Annotated in this window: 15 protein-coding genes; 9 read left to right on the forward strand and 6 right to left on the reverse strand. The window is 52.6% G+C overall.

The genetic code is table 11. The features are described 5' to 3' along the window. Positions 1-362 precede the first annotated feature (362 nt). On the reverse strand, positions 363-608 hold the full coding sequence (rbp, locus tag HCG48_RS22000) for an RNA-binding regulator (protein WP_168571090.1): 246 nt from the start codon (positions 606-608) through the stop codon (positions 363-365). A gap of 395 nt (positions 609-1,003) precedes the next feature. Between rbp and HCG48_RS22005 the strand changes: the two genes are divergently transcribed. Both HCG48_RS22005 and HCG48_RS22010 read left to right on the forward strand, forming a co-directional pair. Beyond that, complete coding sequence (locus HCG48_RS22005) at positions 1,004-2,014, forward strand: metal ABC transporter substrate-binding protein (RefSeq protein WP_246259692.1); 1,011 nt, start codon at positions 1,004-1,006, stop codon at positions 2,012-2,014. Next, complete coding sequence (locus tag HCG48_RS22010) at positions 2,011-2,922, forward strand: metal ABC transporter ATP-binding protein (RefSeq protein ID WP_320415750.1); 912 nt, start codon at positions 2,011-2,013, stop codon at positions 2,920-2,922. The genes HCG48_RS22005 and HCG48_RS22010 overlap by 4 nt, the downstream gene beginning before the upstream one ends. 77 nt (positions 2,923-2,999) lie before the next feature. Here HCG48_RS22010 and HCG48_RS22015 read toward each other — a convergent pair whose 3' ends face one another. Further along, positions 3,000-3,407: an ArsR/SmtB family transcription factor gene (locus HCG48_RS22015; RefSeq protein WP_168571091.1), complete on the reverse strand. Its 408-nt coding sequence runs from the start codon at positions 3,405-3,407 to the stop codon at positions 3,000-3,002. A gap of 143 nt (positions 3,408-3,550) precedes the next feature. Here HCG48_RS22015 and HCG48_RS22020 point away from each other — a divergent pair, with 143 nt between their 5' ends. Next, entirely contained in the window at positions 3,551-4,456 is a 906-nt protein-coding gene (locus tag HCG48_RS22020) for a metal ABC transporter permease (protein ID WP_168571092.1), read from the forward strand. Here the strand turns inward: HCG48_RS22020 and aguB are convergent. From aguB to HCG48_RS22035, 3 genes are all read right to left on the reverse strand, one after another. After that, positions 4,434-5,294, reverse strand: coding sequence for an N-carbamoylputrescine amidase (gene aguB / locus HCG48_RS22025; RefSeq protein ID WP_168571093.1), 861 nt, complete (start codon positions 5,292-5,294; stop codon positions 4,434-4,436). The two genes, HCG48_RS22020 and aguB, sit on opposite strands and share 23 nt — an antisense overlap. Positions 5,295-5,396: 102 nt before the next feature. Continuing rightward, positions 5,397-6,461 (reverse strand): agmatine deiminase family protein, encoded by a 1,065-nt coding sequence (locus HCG48_RS22030; protein ID WP_168571094.1) that lies wholly within the window; start codon positions 6,459-6,461, stop codon positions 5,397-5,399. Positions 6,462-7,187: 726 nt separating this feature from the next. Further along, positions 7,188-7,397, reverse strand: a complete 210-nt coding sequence (locus tag HCG48_RS22035) for a hypothetical protein (RefSeq protein ID WP_168571095.1) — start codon at positions 7,395-7,397, stop codon at positions 7,188-7,190. 630 nt (positions 7,398-8,027) lie between these two features. Here HCG48_RS22035 and thyX point away from each other — a divergent pair. Next, positions 8,028-8,747 (forward strand): FAD-dependent thymidylate synthase, encoded by a 720-nt coding sequence (gene thyX / locus HCG48_RS22040; RefSeq protein WP_168571096.1) that lies wholly within the window; start codon positions 8,028-8,030, stop codon positions 8,745-8,747. Positions 8,748-8,796: 49 nt separating this feature from the next. On the opposite strand, the gene dut is transcribed toward thyX, so the two are convergent. Beyond that, complete coding sequence (dut, locus tag HCG48_RS22045) at positions 8,797-9,222, reverse strand: dUTP diphosphatase (protein WP_168571097.1); 426 nt, start codon at positions 9,220-9,222, stop codon at positions 8,797-8,799. A 109-nt stretch (positions 9,223-9,331) separates the two neighbouring features. On the opposite strand from dut, the gene HCG48_RS22050 reads away from it, so the two are divergent. The 5 genes from HCG48_RS22050 to HCG48_RS22070 all read left to right on the forward strand — a co-directional run bounded on the left by HCG48_RS22050 (position 9,332) and on the right by HCG48_RS22070 (position 19,303). Then, entirely contained in the window at positions 9,332-9,892 is a 561-nt protein-coding gene (locus HCG48_RS22050) for a deoxycytidylate deaminase (protein ID WP_281362038.1), read from the forward strand. Between the two features lie 192 nt (positions 9,893-10,084). Then, a complete protein-coding gene (locus HCG48_RS22055; RefSeq protein WP_168571098.1) occupies positions 10,085-12,655 on the forward strand; it encodes a beta strand repeat-containing protein in 2,571 nt (856 codons plus the stop codon). A gap of 8 nt (positions 12,656-12,663) precedes the next feature. Continuing rightward, a complete protein-coding gene (locus HCG48_RS22060; RefSeq protein ID WP_168571099.1) occupies positions 12,664-15,246 on the forward strand; it encodes a CHAT domain-containing protein in 2,583 nt (860 codons plus the stop codon). A gap of 384 nt (positions 15,247-15,630) precedes the next feature. After that, on the forward strand, positions 15,631-16,491 hold the full coding sequence (locus HCG48_RS22065) for a DUF928 domain-containing protein (RefSeq protein ID WP_168571100.1): 861 nt from the start codon (positions 15,631-15,633) through the stop codon (positions 16,489-16,491). Between the two features lie 52 nt (positions 16,492-16,543). After that, on the forward strand, positions 16,544-19,303 hold the full coding sequence (locus HCG48_RS22070; protein ID WP_210437106.1) for a CHASE2 domain-containing protein: 2,760 nt from the start codon (positions 16,544-16,546) through the stop codon (positions 19,301-19,303). Positions 19,304-19,319 lie beyond the last annotated feature (16 nt).

Raw genomic sequence — 19,319 nt, forward strand, 5'->3', positions numbered from 1 at the left:
TTTGCAAATTCGACATTCACGAGATTGTATCAGAATTGACTCGGTTCAATCGAGGGTTTGCGTTAGAAGCGCACGATCGCCCCTCTCCCTCTGACGGTCGATACGGGGGAAATTTTATACAGTTTGCCTTGACTGGGAACTCTCGCGGTCTCGCTTCGGAACAACGGTCATTCGATGAGATGTTTGCCGAATCTTCTGCGCCGCGATCGCTCCCGGGTCTTTCAACGCAGAATAAGCCCGGATGAGCAATTCACCCGAGCTTATGAGGTGGTCGATTTGAATTCTTCAGGGAAGGCCGATCGCGCGAGTTACTCGAAAATTAACGGAACTGGCGATCGCGACCTCTCAATTGAATATCGTCTTTATTGTCGAGGTCTGGCTTTGTTAACTCGCATTTGACGCCCCATCCATTGAGCGCCGTCGAGATCTTCAATCGCAGAAACTTCCTCGGTCTCAGCTTCCATTTCTACAAAGCCGAAGCCCCGGGGGCGACCTGTTTCTCGGTCTGTGGGCAAGTAGACACGTTTGACCGTGCCGTATTCAGAAAAAACGTGAACCAAATCGTCACGAGTGACCTCGTAAGATAGGTTACCTACATAAATGGACATCAAACATCTCCCGACTCGTCGGACTAACTAGGCATGGAGTCGGTGAGCTGCCTGTCATACGCAATAACAAACACAATTCGCCGAACTCAAACTCTATACCGACCGATAGTTTAGCATACTCGATTCACTTTGTCCAGAGCGCCGATCGCTCGGTTTTAAAGGATTTTTGTGAAATTCAATCAAGCTTCATTCTGGGAAAAATTGCTTCGATCCAAGCTTATATTAGCGTTGTGGGGCGTTCCATCTTTGTAAATCCAACACAAAATCAGCGAGGGAGATCCCCCCGGCAACCGAGGGATGAAAAGGGCGATCTTTAGAATGAGATTTATTCTCATAATGCGGTAAAATAAAAATTGTTCTCTTTTTTGGCATCTTGTGACTCGGAGGAAAACGCCGTGAACCGCCTGAACTGGGGAAAGTGGTTGTTAGCGCTGGGGGTTTTACCCGTGGCGATCGCCTGTAGCGAAGCTCCCCCGCCCCCCGAAACCGATCTCACGCAAAGTCAAGAAACGATCGCATCCTCCGGCGATCGGGTTCAAATCGTGGCGACCTTTTTACCCATGTACTGGTTTACCAAAGCGATCGCCGGAGACGTCGCCGATGTCGAGTTATTAATCCCTCCCGGTTCGGACGTTCACGAATATCAAACCAAACCCGCCGACGTTCGGGCGATCGCCAACGCCGATCTGATCGTCAAAAATGGACTCGATCTCGAAAGTTTTCTCGACGAAACGATCGCCAATAGCGGTAACGCCAAGCTCAAACAGATCGAAGCCAGTCGAGGAATTGAGGCGATCGATCGCCTTTCTCCCGTCGTCGAACCTCTCGAAGAACATGGCGAAGACCACGCTCACGAAGAAGACAAAAACGGTCACGACCACAGTCACGAAGCGGGAAATCCTCACGTGTGGATGGATCCGGTTTTAGCGCAACAACAAACGATCGCCATTCGCGATGGCTTAATAGAGATCGACCCCAAAAATCGCAGCACTTACGAAGCCAATGCCGCCGCCTACATCGAGCAACTCAAACAGCTCGATCGCGAATTCCAAGAAGAACTCAAACCCTATAGTAACTGTAGTTTCATTACCTTTCACGATGCCTATCCCTATCTCGCCCAACGCTATAACTTGCAACAAATAGCCGTAGTTGAAATTCCCGAAACCAGTTTGTCTCCCGGGGACATTCAAACTACCATTGAAGCCGTAGAACAGTACCAAGCCAAAGCCCTATTTGGCGAACCGGGAGTAGATAATAAATTATTAGAAAGCCTCTCCCAAGATCTCAATTTAAAACTCTATTCGATCGATCCCTTAGTTTCCGGCGATCTCGACCCCCAGCATTACTTTAAAGCCATGCAGTCCAACCTAGAAACCTTAAAAACCGCCTGCAAACCGTTGTCATGACACCCAAGCCTATCGATCGCCTCGACGATCGCGCGAACCGTTCCGAAGAGCGATCGTCTCTTATCCAAAACCTATCGAATCCCGAAGTGTTAGGGAGGTTGAATGCGACGTCTCGTTCCTCATTTATGGCAGAAAACCTTACAGTTCAAGTTAAAGATTTAACAGTATATCGCGGCAATTACCTCGCTCTGCGCGACATTTCTTTTGAATTACCCGCCGGAACGAATACGGCAGTTGTCGGACCGAATGGAGCGGGAAAAAGCACCTTAGTCCAGAGCATTTTAGGGTTGATTCCTCGCGCTACAGGAACGGTGGAAATCATCGGGCGATCGCCGGAGAAATTAGGCGGATTGCGATCGCGAATCGGCTACGTCCCGCAAAACTTTAAATTCGATCGCACTTTCCCCATTTCCGTTGCTGAATTTGTCGGTTTGGGATGGAAAAAACGCGGTAAATCTCGTCAAAAACTCGCAATTTTAGACAAGCTGCCCTGGAAACAAGATCCGCAGAAAATCGCTGCCGTTGAAAATGCATTGCAGCGCGTCGATGCCGATCGTTTGAAAGAACGGGCGATCGGTCAGCTCAGTGGCGGACAGTTAAAACGAATTTTACTCGCTTACTGTTTAGTCACGCCCAAAGACTTATTAGTTTTAGACGAAGCCTTAGCCGGAGTAGACTTACAAGGAGAAAGCGACTTTTATCGTTTATTAGAAGAACTCAAACGCGAACAAAACTGGACGATTTTACAAATTTCCCACGATTTAGATATGGTCAACCGTCACTGCGATCGCGTCTTATGTCTCAATCAAACGATTGTCTGTAGCGGACACCCAGACATCGCCCTCCATCCCGATAATTTGCTGGCAACCTACGGCCCTGAATTTGCCCGCTATCGGCATCATCATTGAGGGAAAAATTGCGTAAGACACCCATCTAAAATCAAAAATATAACATCTAAAATCTAACATCTAACATCTCAACCCCCTCAATCTTTTTCATCAATATGTTCGGCGACCGCTTCATAAAGGTTTAAAACATGATTGTCTTTCAGCCGATAAAAAACCTTGCGTCCTTCCTTGCGATAACTGACTAAACGGATGGCGCGTAAATTGCGTAACTGATGGGAAACTGCCGATTCGCTCATTTGGACGATCGCCGCTAACTCGTGAACGCACAGTTCTTTGAGGGCTAAAGCGGCGATAATTCGCAAGCGGTTGGCATCTCCTAAAAAGCTGAAAAATTCGGCCATCCGTTGGGCTTTTTCAGAATCGAGTAAACTGGTTTGGAGGTGGTGGATGCAGTCGAGATCGAGAGGATGAGTGGGAGTGCAGTCGAGATCGTCGGCATCGTCGGTGAGGTTGCTGGCGCGATCGAGAGAAGAATTGGCAGGCATTGCTAAGAAATGTGAGGATTTAGACGAGAACTCGGACGGTTTAACTTCAGAGATTTCAATAATTTCAATACAATTGGCGATAAATCGGCGCTAGAGTTCGGGCGATCGGGCTTTAGCGAAAAGCCAAGCCCTATATATTAATTATGATAATCAGTTTATTGGATCTGTTCAACATTAACGAATTCGTCGGCGTACCGATCTCAAGTTCGATCGGCGTTACCCATTTATTCGACTTGCTGCAACTGCCGTTCATGCAACGGGCGATCGCCGGAGGGGTATTAATGGGGATACTCGGGGGTTTTCTCGGCTGTTTTGTCACGTTGCGACAACTGTCATTTTTCAGTCACGCCGTGGGTCATTCTGCCTTGGTGGGGATTGTGTTAGGGGTTTTATTAGAAATTAATCCCAATTGGACGTTGTTACCGTTTACGATTTTATTTGGATTGGGCGCGCTATTTTTAATGGAAAAAACGGAACTTGCCAGCGATAGTGTGTTTAGTATTGCCGTGTCGGGGGCGTTAGCAGTCGGGGTAATTTTAACCAGCTTTTTAAGCGGATATCAAGGTAATTTGATGGGAGTTTTGTTCGGCGATATTTTGGCGATCGATCGCGGCGATATTATTTTAATAATCATCTTATTGCTGGCGAGTATGGGATTTATTTTTGCAACTTGGAAGACGCAAATTTTACTGACGCTCAATCCAGAGTTAGCCAAGGTTCAAGGGGTAGCGGTAGATATCCATCGGTATTTATTTGTTGTTTTATTGGCGTTAACGGTTGCCGTTTCGATTAAAGCGATCGGGATTTTATTAGTGAATGCGTTTCTCGTAATTCCAGCCGCAACCGCTAAATTATTAACCCATCATTTTGCTCGATTTATGACCATTTCGATCGCCTTGGGCGTCCTCAGTAGTTTGCTGGGAATGCTCGGATCCGGCGTGTTTAATTTTGCTTCCGGTCCGAGCATTGTTGTGGTTCAATTTGTAGGGTTTTTAGGGGTGTTGAGTTGGCACCAGTGGCGCCAAGCTAAAGCGTTCCGTCAGCCGTAGTCAGAACATTGTATAGTTCCGGACGGCGATCGCGGAAAAAGCCATAGGACGCGCGAGTGCGAGCGATCGCCCGAAAATCAAAACTCGCACAAACAAATCCCGTCTGACTGGCCCCGAGTTCTGCCACCTTATCCCCCCGGGGGTTGGCGACGAACGAGTGACCGTAAAAGGTCTGTCCCGCTTCCGTTCCGATGCGGTTGGCGGCGACCACAGGCACCACATTGGCGACGGCATGACCGATCATCACACGTTGCCAGGGATCTTTTGTATCTAACTCAGGGTCTTGCGGTTCGCTACCGATCGCCGTCGGGTATAACAGCACGTCGGCGCCCATGAGAACCAGCGATCGCGCGCATTCGGGGAACCACTGGTCCCAACAAATGCCAACGCCGATGGTACCAAAGTGCGTTTTCCAGACCTTAAATCCCGTATTCCCCGGTCTAAAATAGAACTTTTCCTCGTACCCCGGACCGTCGGGAATATGACTTTTTCGATAAACCCCGAGTAAGCGACCGTCCGCATCGACGATCGCCACACTATTGTAATAGGCTTGTCCCGCTTTTTCAAAGAAAGAAATAGGGAGAACTACCCCCAATTCGGCGGCGAGTTTTTGGAAATGGGCGATCGTCGGATGATTCTCTACGGGATGGGCCCACTCGAAATATTTATCCCGTTCTTCTCGACAGAAGTAATAGCCTTCAAAAAGTTCGGAGGGTAAGATAATTTGAGCGCCGTTCGCCGCCGCTTCTTTCACCAGTTCGTCGATGCGGGAGACATTGGTCGATCGATCTTCACAAAAGGCAGTTTGTAAGGCAGCAACGGTAATCAGGTCAGTCATGGTTTTTTTGGCAAAATAGGGGGTATTTTAGCCCTGAATCAGTCCCTAAATTCATCGCTAAATTTGTATGAGTTCGGGCAAGATGTCTGCCCCACCGGAGGTCTAAGCTTTAATGATGGGTTGCTGTTGGGTAATGCAGTGAAAGGCACCGCCACCGAGTAAAATATTTTTAGCCGGACATCCGACAGTGCGGCGATTGGGGAAGAATTGACCGATCGCCTCTACCGCTTGTGCGTCATATTTGCTGCCATAGGTTGGAACGACGACGGTGGTATTGGCAATGTAGAAATTGAGGTAACTGGCGGGCATGATTTGGCCGTCGCGATCGCAGATTTTTCCCGGAGAAGGAATTAATTTAATATCGAGTTGGCGACCGCAAGCATCGGTCATTTGCGATAAATCTTTGGCAATTTCTGCCAACACTTCGGCATTGGGATCGTCGCTGGTTTGCGGTTCCATACACAAGACTGTTCCCGGCGCGACAAAACGGGCGATCGTATCGATATGTCCGTCGGTATGATCGTTGAGTAAACCGCGATTTAACCAGAGAACTTTACGGACGCCAAATGCCGATCTCAACACCTTTTCTAATTCGGCTTCTGTTGCTTGAGGATTGCGATTGGGATTTAACAGACATTCTCGGGTGGTTAAGGCAGTTCCTTCGCCGTCAATTTCGACGGCGCCCCCTTCAAGGGTGTAGGGAAAATAGATTTGAGGAACGTCTAAAATGCCGCTCATTTTTCCGGCCACTTCGAGATCGCCACTCAAGATATATTTTTCACCCCAACCGTTAAAATTAAAGCGAATGGCGGCTAAAGTTTTATCCGGTTGAACTTGGAAAATTGCGCCGATATCGCGCAACCAAATATCGCCAAAGGGGATAATATGAAATCGGGGAAAAAGATCGCCGAGTAACGATCGCGCTTCCGCCTTTCCTGCTTCATCCAAAACGAGGATTTCTAGCCGTTCTCCCCGCCGCTTTCCCGTTTTCGGATCGAGATCGGCGATCGCCCGACATAATTCTACAAACTCTTGGCGAACCGCGTCTAAGCGGTCTTCCCACAGTTCCTCGTGACTCGGAAACGCCAACCAACAGGCTTCGTGAGGTTCCCACTCGGCGGGAACTCCCGCTTGGGTGACGTCGGGACTCAAGGTAGTCAAGCGCATTCCTCCATCATCGATTGCGATCGCTAGAATGGACTATTCTATAAGATTTTAGAGCGAAACGACTTCCGCTAAATCAACTAAATCTGAAACCTTCGCCGCCAGTGGATGCGATTTTGTCAATAAGTCATTCCTGCAAAGTCCACCCAGATGTTGAGATCGTTTTTGAAAGTTTTTTGAAAATATTGATAGCGATGAATCGTTTGGAAGGACACGGAAATCTCGTGTACCGACGGTTAATCTCGACTCTCGACCGTTGTTTTTTAAAACAGCTTTAATATATACGAATAGCTAACACAACAAAGTAATGAATATCGGAATCGATCCGATCGCCAAACTGAAAACGAATTCTGTAGCAGTGAGTGCACTTACAGCGAGGGTGCTACTGGCGATCGCGTCCTCCCGGTTTATGCCAGCAGCGAGGCGTATTTGGCTTCGAGTTTAGCCCGGGCGGGAGATCGTGGCATTGGTATTTATACATTAGAGCCTTATTCGGGGTAAAAAAAGATAATTTGTATAAAAAGATCGCCGATCGCCGTCGAAGAGCGATCGTTTCCGAGTACCTACACCCCCATTCCCGGGCTGTATCGAGTCGGCGACAGTACCTTACCCGGCATTGGCGTGCCTGCTGTCGCGGCCTCCGGAATTTTATGTGCGAATAGTTTGCGTTGAAACTGCGGGCAAGAAAGAGAGATAATTGATTGAGAATCAAACAGTACAATCCAGACCTCATCGCACTTTCTTCACGCCCCCTGTCGCCGTCGGCAAAGCGGCGGGCGCCGACACCTGCGGATGCGCAACCCGCATCGCCGTCCCCTCCAACCGGGGATAAACCACCACCAGCAACCCAAAAGCCATCAGAGACAGCAAAACCGGACACTGGCGCCGCCTGTTTCCCCGTTCCTGCTGCCAAGACAACAATAACAGCAATAGACTCAATCCAACACCTCAATAAGCATTGCCCAAACCCAGCACATTGGGAATGAGACAATCCAGCAATTGATACAGTTTGTCCTTATTTAAGGCGAATTTTTGAGATGTCATCGGACTCATCCAAACTTTATCCAAACTTTTGACATCTCTATTAATAATTAGAGCAAAAATCAGTGAAAATGTCCTAAAATACTTATTGTATAAATCTAATATTTAAGCAGAATAAACGATCTTAAAAATTTCATAAAATCAAATAAAATCACCCAGAATCAATCAAAATCAATCAAAATAATGACCCTCTTGCTTTAAGGATTATAATTGTAGATGTACGCCATATATAGCCTTCCTAAATCAGTCGATGCAGGGCGATCGCCCCCGACCCTTTGAGAGTGGGAGCATCTTGCTCCCTACTTAGGTTACAAATTATTTAGGATTGCTATAGTAGGGGGTTTAGTTTCCAAACCCTACAGGACACAATAGAAATGTCGAGAGAGTTGGGGTAACCAGATGGCTGCTCTCTGTATGTTTATTTTATAAACAGTCTCTCGATCGGATTGTTGAATAAGTGGTGAATTAATGCAGAAAATTGTGGTATTTTAAATAAGTTTGTCGATCGCAGGTGCTCTTGAGGATTGCATGGATAAATTTAGAGTCGAAGTCATTACGAAAACACCTCAACCGCAGCAAACCATTTACGCTGCCATGCATCAGGACTACAGCGAAAACTTTGTGGTGGACGATCGCGGGAAATGGCCCGAGGAGACGAAAGCTGGGGAAACGGTGGTCAAGCGTTTGTTGGCGGGGGAACGCGGACATTACGGACCTTTAGAACATGTATCGATCGTGTTCAATTGTGGCTTTTTCCCACACAGTGTCATGCAGCAAGTTCGGACGCATCGGCTTCTTAGTTTCGATGTCCAGTCCAATCGTTATACGGGGTCGAGAATCGTACAGGCGGCGGCAGGAGAACGGGATCTCGAAGATGTTTTTTATCTGCGTCCGGTGGGCTTTTATCACGATCGCCAGGGCAAGCGTTACGAGTATAGCCAACAACAGCGCGATCGGGATTTAGCCTGGTGTTTGGAGGCGGCGAAACGGTACGCCCAACTCATCGAAGAAGGGGCGGCGGAGGAACACGCCCGGGGGATTATTCCCTTTGACGTTCGCCAGCATTGGGTGATGTCTTTAAATGCGCGATCGCTGATGCATTTATTAGATTTACGCTTTAAGTTAGACGCTCAATTAGAATGTCAAAAACTGTGTGAGAAGATTTGGCCACATTTTCAAGAATGGATGCCAGAAATTGCGCTGTGGTACGAGAAAACGCGCTTGAAAAAAGCGCGGTTGTCGCCGTAGAGAACAGGCGAGAAATAAGAGGGGGCGGGTATTTTGCCCGCCGCCAGGATTACACCCCCGTGGAACCGAAACCGCCGTTTCCTCGGCTGGTTTCGACTAATTCTCCCCGGAAAACTTGGATGGGGGGACGAACGATGGGGGCGATGACCATTTGAGCGATTCGCATTCCTTTGGTGACGTCGAAAGGTTGCGAAGAATGGTTGATGAGAATGACTTTAATTTCGCCTTGATACCCTTCGTCAATCGTCCCGGGGCTATTGAGAACGGTGATGCCGTGTTTGGAGGCTAAGCCGCTACGGGGGCGGATTTGGGCTTCGGTTAAAGGGGATAATTCGATCGCAATTCCCGTTCCGATTAATCGCCATTCCCCGGGAGGGATAAGGACGTCTTCATGGGCGATCAAATCCATGCCGGAATCGGTCTCGTGGGCGTAGGTGGGTAGGGTAGAATCGGGATAGAGTAGGCGAATTTTCATCGAAAACTATCGAATGAGCAAAGCTCCGATCCTATCAGACAAAAGCCCTTCACAGATCGCCGCGATCGCCCCAGAATGGAAACTGCACCTTTAGCCGCAATCAAACCCCGTGAATGAGAGCCATAACCCCGACGAGGGGGTAATCCGACCGAGTTGGGATGAATATTTTCTAATGTTAGCCAAATTGGCGGCGACGCGATCGACCTGTTTGGCGTTTCCGGTGGGGGCGACGATCGTTAAACATAAACAAGTGTTGGCGACGGGATATAACGGACCGCCTGCGGGGTCGCCCCACTGCACGGAACAAGGATATTGCTATCCGGGGGTCGTCAGTTGTAGCGAGAGTGACTTACCCTCGCGGGCGGTTCATGCGGAAGCCAATGCGATCGCCCAAGCGGCGAAACACGGGATCGCCACGGACGGGGCCTCGATTTACGTCACCTTAGAACCGTGTTTGTCCTGTTTGAAACTGATTATTTCGGCGGGAATTCGGGAAGTTTTTTACGAAACGCCGTTTAAAAGCAAACAGAATAAATGCGTGCGCGATTCCTTCGTCGAGGAAGGTCTCGTGACCTTAAAACAAATTCAATTATCCGAGGCGATCGCCCGACAAGCATCCCATTTTCTCCTAAATCCGACCTCGATCGCCCGCCAAACTTCTAAAAAATAAACCCTCGGCGAGAGTCAAATACGAGACATTCCCAACAGCTTAGTTTAGGATCGGATGGGGTCATAAAAAGTCACTAGGTCATTCGCCCGCGTTAGTTGGGGGATCGCGATTCTTAATAGTCCAGTGCAGAAGCGTTACACGGGCGACGAATGCACCTGGAAGTCAATCAGAGTGCTTGGCAATTGCGTATACATGAACTGCCGTTTCCTCCCTTACCTTCAAGGTTTCTGGGTGGCGGGGACACTCCTACTCGGGAGTGGCTTCGCCACGGCTCAGATCGTGCCGGACGACACCTTACCCGAACCCAGCCGGGTCGATCGCCTTGGGCGTCGGCTGACGATCGACGGGGGAACGCGCCAGGGAACCACCCTTTTTCACAGTTTTGACAAATTTTCCGTTCCCACGGGAATGGAAGCCTTGTTCGACAATCCGGGGGCGATCGAGAACATCATCACCCGGGTGACCGGGGCCGAAATCTCGCAAATCGATGGCTTAATTCGCGCCAACGGGAGCGCTAACTTATTTTTCCTCAATCCCAACGGGATCGAGTTCGGGCCGAATGCGCGCTTGCAATTGGGGGGCAGCTTCTTCGCCTCCACCGCCGACGCGATCGCCCTGTCCGACGGCAGTCTCTACAGTGCCACGGAACCGCAAGCCCCTCCCTTACTCACCGTTAGCGTTCCCGTCGGCTTGCAATTCGATCGCGAAGGGTCTGCGAATGAAAATCCCCCAACCGGGGCGATCGCCCAGCCTCTCCACAGGAGAATCGTCGTGCGCGGGTTCGGTCACCGCCTCAGTAGCGCCGATCCCCTGTTGAGTCCCTTATTCAAAACCGGGATCGAAGATGCCTTGCAAGTCAATCCCGGTCGAACCCTCGCCCTGATCGGCGGTTCGGTGACCCTCGAAGGCGGCGTTTTAATCGCCGAAGGCGGTCAGATCGAACTCGGCGGCATCACCGAGGGTCGCGTCACCTGGCAGAACACCCCGGAAGGCTGGAACTTCGATTACACCAACGCCAGTGAGTTTGCCGATTTATCCCTATCTCACCAATCTCTCCTCGACACCAGTGGGGCGATCGCCGGGGATATCGCCCTGGTCGGTCGTCGTCTCACTTTAACCGAGGGATCCCTCGCCTGGGTGCAAAATCGCGGCTCTCAAGCCAGTGGCGGTATTCGCGCCCGAGGGAGTGAGTCGCTGATCGTCAACGGAGCGAGTTCGGACGCCACCGTTTCTAGTGGCTTCTTCTCGGAAGCGATCGATCGCGGATCCGGAGGCGACTTGGAGATCTCCGCCCAATCGATCGCCCTGTCCGGCGGCGGTCGTCTGTTCAGCCGCAGTTTCGGCGAGGGTTCGGGCGGTCACCTGAGTTTGCGCGTCACCGATTCGATCCAGTTAACCCAAGTCGGCACGATCTCCCCCAATCTATTTACCTCCATTTATGCCTATACCCTCGGCTCCGGACGGGCAGGCGATCTTTCCCTGATGACCCGACACCTGAGCTTAATTGACGGGACGGCGATTTCCTCGGGAACCCAGGGGCCGGGAAATGGCGGCAATCTCGTCATCGAAGCTACTGAATCGATCGCCGTGAGCGGCGTGCTGCCGATTTTGCTGGTTCCCAGTTCGATCAACACCGTGACCACCGGATCGGGCAATGCAGGGGCGGCGATCGTCGAAACGGGAACCCTGAGTATTCGTCAGGGCGGTCGCATCGGTTCGACGACCTTGGGCAGTGGCGCGGCGGGCAGCGTGCGGATCGAGGCGACGGAAGAAATTACCCTCAGCGATCGGGTTCCCGGTGCGTTAGGACGCAGCACGATCGCGTCGAGTGCGAATATCGTCGATCTCGTCTTGCAAGAAGCCTTTGGCTTTCCGGCGCGTCCGTCCGGCGGTTCGGGCAACATCACGATCGCCGCTCCCCTGGTGCGGGTTCTCGACGGCGCCGAAATTGCGGTAGAAAACGAAGGGATTGGCGACGGCGGCAGCTTGTTCGTGCGCGCCGATTCAGTGATCCTCGACGGTGGGGGACAACTGAATGCGGCGACGACGTCGGGAACCGGGGGCAATATTACCTTACAAGTTCGCAACCAGCTCTCGGCCCGACGGGGCAGCCAAATCAACGCCCAAGGGGGCGAGACGGGGGACGGGGGCAACATCCGCCTCGATGTCAATACGATTGTCGCCTTGGAAAATAGCGATTTAGTCGCCAATGCGGTACGGGGACAGGGCGGCAATATCGAAATCCGCACTCAGGGGATTTTCGGGCCGCAATTTCGCGATCGCCTCACGCCGGAGAGCGATATTACGGCGAGTTCTCAATTTGGCGTCAACGGCATCGTCAACATCAAAAGTCCCGAAATTGACGCCAGTTCGGCCCTGTCTCAGTTATCCGTCGAGTTGGCCGACCCGAGCACCCAAATCGTTACCGGATGTTCGACGCAGCAGCGAAGCAGCTTCGCCCTCGTCGGTCGCGGCGGCTTGCCGACCGGGCCGAGTACCCGCTTGAGAAGTCAGCGCCTCTGGGAAGATTTACGCGACTTGTCCCCGTTCCGATCGGACAACGGCGAACAAGAATCCCACGGCGTCTCTCCCGAAGAAGCGCCCGTCTCCGACTCACAAAGTTCTATCCCCGTCGAGGCCGACGGCTGGCGGACGACGGCGGTAGGTGAGATCGAATTGGTCGGGCCGTCGGCAGTGCCGGAACGACTGGCGAGCGATCGGCCCGAGGACTGCAACCTGCTCGGTTCGGTTCGAGAATGGTGAGGTGGACGATGGCGAAGGGACTCCCGAGATTTAAGTTTGGCCTGTGGGCGGCCCTCGCGGTGGCGCTGGGGAGTTTGCTGGGGAGAGGCGGCGCGATCGCCGCGCCGGATCTCGCCCAGGCGAACCCCATGCCTAACTTGCTGCGTTCCGTACCTACATGGCGGCAGCGCCAAGGGGAAGATCCCCTCGATCGCGGTCGCCGACTCTATCGCGCCGGATATTTTGCCGATGCTGCCGAAGCCTGGGAACGCGCTGCCGCCGAAGCGGGCGATCGCGGCGATCAGGCCAGCCAAGCTCTGAGCTGGAGTTACCGCTCCCTCGCCTACCAACGGCTCAGCCAATGGGACCGCGCCCGAGACGCCAGCGATCGCGCCCTGAGTTTACTCGCCAACTCCCCCGACCGCGAACCGATTTTCCTCGCCCAAGCCACTAACACCCAAGCCAACTTACTGCTAGCCACGGGACAACCCCGCGCCGCCCTCGAAACCTGGGAACGGGCCGAACGACTGTACCGACAAGCGGGGGACGACATCGGCGCGATCGGCAGCCAGATCGACCAAGCCTATGCCTTGCAACATTTGGGCTTTTACCGTCAGGCGCGCGATCGCCTGGAAAAACTCAACCGACAACTCGGCACCCTCGACCGAGGCGGGCTCAAAGTGCAAGCCTTGCACGCCTTGGGAATTGGCTTGCAACTGGTGGGGGATTTAGACGCCAGTCGCGAGGTGCTCGAACGCTGTTTGGCGATCGCCCGCCAACAGCGCGACCTGGACGAAATCGGCGCCATTTATCTGAGTTTGGGCAATACCGCCGTTAATTTAGAAGATTTCGACAGCGCCGCCTTCTACTTTGCCAAAGCGGAAACCACGGCCCAATCCGATCTCGAACGCCTCGACGCCCGCCTCAACCAGCTCGACGTTGCCGTGCGATCGCGCCAGTGGCACCAAGCCACCGCTCTCGTCGAGCCCCTGTACCACGAATTACGCCAAATTGCGCCGTCTCGCGCTTGGATTTACAGCGTCCTCAACTTTACCGACGCCGGAATCAAACTCGACGACCGCCAGAAAAATGTCAGCCTCCCCCAAATTAACGAATTACTCGCCCAGGCGGTCGCGGCGGCGCGATCGCTGCGCGACCCGCGCGCCGAAGCTCACGCCTTAGTCCGTTGGGGGCGCCTGTACGAACGCAACCAACAACTCGATATCGCCTTGCGCCTCACCCGAGACGCCCTCCAAATCGCTCAAGGAATCGTCGCTACGGATATCGTCTCTCAAGGCGCTTGGCAACTCGGGCGGATTTTGAGGAGTCAAGGCGATCGCAAAGGGGCGATCGCCGCTTATCGAGAAGCCATCCAAGCTCTCGAATCCCTGCGCATCGACCTGGTGGCGATCGATCGCGAAGTTCAGTTTTCCTTCCGCGACAGTATCGAACCCGTCTATCGAGAATTGGTGAGTTTGTTACTCGACGGCGACCCGAGTCCCCCCCGCTTACTCGAAGCGCGCCAGTTAATCGAAGCCCTCCAATTAGCGGAACTCGATAACTTTTTACGCGAAGCCTGTCTCGACATGCAGCCCGTCAAAATTGAGGAGATCGACCCGGAAGCGGCAGTAATTTATCCGATCGTCCTCCAAGACCGTCTGGCGACGATTGTCTCTTCCTCGCGCCATCCCCTGCGCTATTACGAAATTCCCATCCCCCAAACCTTTGTCAATCAAACCGTCGAGGAATTATTACAAGCCCTCAGTCCCGCTTACGACAATTTAGAGCGCTTGCGCCTGTCGAAAATTCTCTACAACTGGTTAGTTTTACCCGCCCGCAGCGACGGCACTTTAGAGGGGGTGAAAACATTAGTTTTCGTCCTCGATGGAGCTTTGAGAAACGTACCGATGGCGGCGTTGTACGACGGCGATAACTATCTGGTGGAAGATTACAATATCGCTTTTTCTCAAGGGTTGCAGTTGCTGCCGGGGCAACCTTTGCACAAGGGACGTTTGCAGGCGATCGCGGCGGGCTTGAGCGAAGCGCGTCAGGGGTTTAATTCCTTACCTGCGGTCAAGTCGGAACTCGATCGCCTCAGCGAAGAATTTCCCACGGCGGTACTGCTCGACGAAGGGTTTACAACGGCGAGTTTGCAGCGTAAAGTCAATCAAAATTCCGCCGAAGTTATTCACTTGGCCACTCACGGTCAGTTCAGTTCCAAACTCGAAGATACCTTTTTATTGACCTGGGACGGACGACTGGGAATCGACGAATTAGACCGCTTGCTCGCCGAGCAATCGGTCCGAGGAGAAACGGCGATCGAGTTGTTAGTTTTGAGTGCGTGCGAAACGGCGGTCGGCGACGATCGCGCCGCCTTGGGATTGGCGGGTCTGGCGCTCAAATCCGGCGCCAGAGCGACCTTGGCGACCCTGTGGGCCGTGCGCGATCGCTCGACGGCTATTTTCATGAGCGAGTTTTACACTCAGCTCGGAAAACCGGGGGTTTCTAAAGCCCAAGCGGTCCGTCAAGCCCAGCTCAAATTATTGGCGGATCCGGCGACTGACGATCCGTTCTTTTGGGCGCCATTCGTGTTAGTCGGTAACTGGTTGTAGGAGGGAGAAGACGCAAAAGTTAACCGTCACCACTGACGGATTCACATTTCAATCGAACTGAGTAAAAATCGGAGAATAGTGGAGCTTAATTTAGACGCAGACGAGAACAACTATTGATGGTTAACTTCATTCAAATCGAGCGATAGCTTGAAGGGGTGCGATCGCGAAGTGTCTCCCGAAGAGAATCGCCATTGTTTTTAGTGCAGTTTTCACCTCGAACTTCTCGAAAAAAAACTGCAGTAATACCCGCGACAAACTGGAGAAAAAGGGTCATCAAATCTTTAAAATTTTAGATATTGTTTTTAATAAAATTTTATTAGTTTTACAACCGTTCGTTGATAAAATCATTCCATCCCCTGAATCTTTGACAGGAGAAGACTATCGATGCTAAGCCAACGTTTATTAGCGGCGATCGCCACGATCGCCATGACCACTGGGGTGGGCGCGATCGCCGTCAGTCCGGCGAAAGCGGTCACCTTCACCCCCCCGAGTGACAACCAAGCCCCTCGGGAAAGTACCGGAGGCGCCTCCCGGGGTCAAACCGTGTTCACCCCCCCGGCGGATGGAGCCGCACCCCAGCGCACCAGTGGCGGGGCGTCCCGAGGAGAGGCGACCTTTACGCCGCCGACAGACGCCCAAGCGCCCCAGCGCAGTAGTGGCGGGGCCTCCCGTCACGGGGAAAGCGGACTGGCTCTCACCAGCGACTCGCCAACGGCGATCGCCAACGGAATCGCGGGGTTGATTCCCCAAAGCAACTACGGACTGACCCTCTCCGAACGCCCGACAATTTTGGTTTACCTGCCCCAAACCGGAGTTAACCAAGCCTTTTTTAGCATTAAAGACGAAGAGAAAAACCTACACTATCAAACCACCATCCCGATTTCGCCCAATGGCGGCATCGTGGCGATCGCCCTGCCGGAAGATGCGCCGCCGTTGCAAAGCGATCGCCCCTACCAATGGTTTTTCGCCCTCAAATTAGACGAGAAACTGCGCCCCAGTTCGCCGTTAATCGACGGTTGGATTAAACGGGTCGAACCCGACAGCCTCGACTTGGCCGACCTCGAACCGGGAGACCGGATCGAGAACGTCTCCGCCTTAGCCTCCGCCGGAGTCTGGTACGACAGCGCCGCGATCTTGTGGCGAATGAGACGCCAAGACCCCCAAAACGCCCAACTGAGCCAACATTGGCACGAACTCCTCGGTTCGGTGGGATTGGGCGAACTCGCCGACGCGACCCGGCCTTAATCTCCTCGAACCCGTTTTGTTTGGGAGCTGCTGAAAGTCACTCAATCGAGCCATGCCGGAGGCTACCACCCACCCAATGACTCAATGGCGCAGTATGTTATCGATCTCGGGGATCGTGACGGTGGCGATCGCGACAGGGAGCTTTTTCGGCTGGTTCAAATTCCTCGAATGGGCCGTGCGCGACGAATTTTTTCGCCTGCGTCCGCGAGAATCCCGCGAAGAGCGGATCGTCCTGGTGACCATCGACGAAAATGATATTACGGCAGTCGGCGCGTGGCCGATTCCCGACCGGATTTTAGCCGAACTGATCGAAAAGATCGACGCCCAACAACCGCGCGCCATCGGTTTAGATATTTATCGCAATTTTCCCGAAGAACCCGGTTACGATCGCCGGGTCGAAGTCTTCCGGGAAACGCCTAATTTAATCGGCGTTGAAAAAATTATCGGCGATCGCGTGGCGCCGCCCCCCATTCTCAAGGCGAGCGATCGCGTGGCCCTAGCCGATCTGATCCTCGACAGCGATCGCACGGTTCGCCGGGGTCTGCTTTCCGCGACCGACTTTCAAGATGGCAACACGATCAAACTCGGGCTGGGCGTTCGTCTGGCCCTGAGTTATCTCGAAAGCGAGGGCATCCACTTGGAGGCGATCGACCCCGAACGGCAACTCTTCCACTTAGGAAAAGCCGTCTTCAAGCCCTTGCGCCCCCGACAAGCGGGCTACAGCAACAGCGACGACCTCGGCGGCTATCAAATTTTGATGAACTGGCGGGGCAAAGAAATCATGTTCCCCCAAATCTCGATGAGCGAGGTGTTGCGCGGCGAGATTCCCCCGGAGTTGATGCGCGATCGCATCGTGGCGATCGGTTCGACCGCCACCAGCACCAACGACTTTTTCGAGACCCCCTACAGCCGTTCCTGGATCGACGACGATCCGCCGATGGCGGGGGTCGCCATTCACGCCAATTTAGCCAGTCAAATTCTCAATGCCGCCCTACACGGGCGCCCGCTTCTACAAGCCTGGTCCTCCACCGAGGAATGGCTGTGGATTTTTCTGTGGGCCAGTATCGGAACCGGGGGCAGTTGGTTTCTGCAACGGGCTGGCGAGCGATCGTCTACCCTTCCCGGCGGTCTGACCCTGTGGGGCATCGGCGCCGGGGGACTGGTTCTGATGGGCGGTAGTTATCTCGCCTTTATCGCAGGTTGGGTGATTCCCGTCGTCTCTCCGTTTCTGGCGATGGGGGTCAGCGCGATCGCCACGACCAATCACTACAAACAATGGCAACTCGCCCAAACCAACCGCCAACTGGAAACCGCCAACAGCCAACTGCGCGATTATTCCCAAACCCTGGAACGGCGCGTCGAGGAACGCACCCAAGAATTAGAACGAGCCAAAGTCGCCGCCGACGCCGCCAATCAAGCCAAAAGCGAATTTTTGGCCAATATGAGCCACGAACTACGAACCCCCCTCAACGGCATTCTCGGTTACGCTCAAATTCTCCAACAATCCTCCTCTTTATCGAACAAAGATCGCAAAGGTATCGAGATTATCTATCAATGCGGCTCTCATTTACTGACCTTAATTAACGACGTTCTCGATTTGTCAAAAATCGAAGCGCGCAAGTTGGAATTGTATAACAGCGATTTTCATTTTCCCTCTTTCTTGACGGGAGTCGCCGAAATTTGTCGCATTAAAGCGGAACAAAAAGGGATTGGCTTCGACTTCGCGATCGCCAGCAATTTGCCCCCGGGGGTTCGCAGCGACGAAAAACGCTTGCGCCAAGTGTTGATTAATTTGCTCGGCAATGCGATTAAGTTTACCGATCGCGGTCGGGTGACGTTTAAGGTGAGTTCCCTCGGCGATTCTCAAGGGAGAAAAATGGTTCGTTTTGAGATTGAAGATACGGGAATTGGCATGAGTCCCGACCAATTAGAAAAGATTTTTCAGCCGTTCGAGCAAGTGGGAGACAACCACCGCAAAGCCGAAGGAACCGGGTTGGGATTGGCGATCGGTCAGCAAATTGTCACCCTGATGGGCGCTCAATTACAGGTTAAAAGTCAGTTGGGAACGGGAACGATCTTTTGGTTCGATCTCGACCTAGAAATTGCCCGGGATTGGGTGGAACGGCGATCGACTCCGCACTTCGGTAAAATTATCGGCATTAAACATAAAAAACCGACGATCGAGATCGTGGACGATCGCCCGGAAAATCGCGGAGTGTTAGTGATGGTTCTCGAAGCGATCGGCTGTCAGGCGATCGAAGCCAATTGCGGACGCGACGGACTCGATCTGGCCCGCAAACATTCGCCGGATTTAATTATTACCGATTTAACGATGCCGACGGTCGATGGGTTTGAATTGATTCGCGAACTGCGCGCCGATTCAAACTTAAAGAAAATTCCGATCGTCGTCGCCAGCGCCAGTGTTTTTGAACGCGATCGCGCCAAGAGTTTTGAAATGGGCGCCGATGAGTTTTTGCCCAAGCCCGTCGAAATGGATCGCCTCTTCGAGATTTTGCAAAACTATTTAGAATTGGAGTGGATTTATGAAACAGTAGACGCCGCCAGTCCCGCTCCCGAGGAGGACTCCGGCACCCCTTCGGTCGTACCGGATAGCGCACAGCTCGAACAGCTTTACGATTTAGCCATGATGGGCAATTTACAAGGCATTGAAGAGGCGATCGATCGATTGGTTAGCAACGATCGCGCCCTCGAACCCTTTGCCCGCGAAATTTTGCAATTAACCGAGAGCTTTCAGGTCAAAAAAGTCAAAGAACTCCTGCGATCGTTCCTCCCAAAAAACCGATCGGCTTAGTCGATCCGAACTTATC

The organism is Oxynema aestuarii AP17, assembly GCF_012295525.1.
GTDB classification, from domain to species: domain Bacteria; phylum Cyanobacteriota; class Cyanobacteriia; order Cyanobacteriales; family Laspinemataceae; genus Oxynema; species Oxynema aestuarii.